We start from the raw sequence: 534 nt of genomic DNA, 5'->3' as shown, positions 1-534 counted from the left end.
TGGTTGCGTTACGTCATCGGTCATATACAGGACTGGCCGGTGAACCGGGTCCGCGATCTGCTGCCATGGAAGGTCGAGCTTCCCTCTGCCTGAACGTCAATACGGTCTGAATGCGACGCTTACGTGCAAAATAGCTTGCCATTTCAATTAATTTAATTTCATCGTTATGCTCCTCATGACTGTATAACACTCCATGAGGCTTTCATTATGGGTACCCTTCCAGAATCCGGCTATATGCGCCCCGCTCAGGTCATGCACCATTTCCAGATTAGTGAATCCACACTCTGGAGTTGGGTTAAAAAAGGCAAGTTTCCAAAACCCGTAAAACTCAGTGATGGTGTAACTCGCTTTGATATTGCTTCAATTCAGGCATGGTTAACTGACCGCAAAGGCGGTACTACGCACTAATCCTAAATAACTGCTCGGAATAGTAGATCCCTTAGAGGGAACTCAGTCCGGTTTATGCGATCTGATCAATCGCTGAATATCCCAAATCACCAGCCGGACTGAGCAATGTCGATCATAGCACCAATA

General features: G+C 46.8%; 1 protein-coding gene. It reads left to right on the top strand.

Features of this window, described 5'->3' with window-relative positions; translation table 11 throughout:
- Positions 1-207: 207 nt before the first annotated feature.
- Positions 208-408, top strand: coding sequence for a helix-turn-helix transcriptional regulator (locus F7Q90_RS25880; protein ID WP_071988790.1), 201 nt, complete (start codon positions 208-210; stop codon positions 406-408).
- Positions 409-534: the final 126 nt, after the last annotated feature.

Source organism: Pantoea stewartii subsp. stewartii (assembly GCF_008801695.1).
GTDB lineage: Bacteria > Pseudomonadota > Gammaproteobacteria > Enterobacterales > Enterobacteriaceae > Pantoea > Pantoea stewartii.
This window is presented reverse-complemented; position numbering and strand designations above follow the sequence as displayed.

Coding starts and splice junctions, on each gene's coding strand:
- F7Q90_RS25880 (WP_071988790.1), top strand. CDS start 208: ATGGGTACCCTTCCAGAATCCGGCTATATGCGCCCCGCTCAGGTCATG.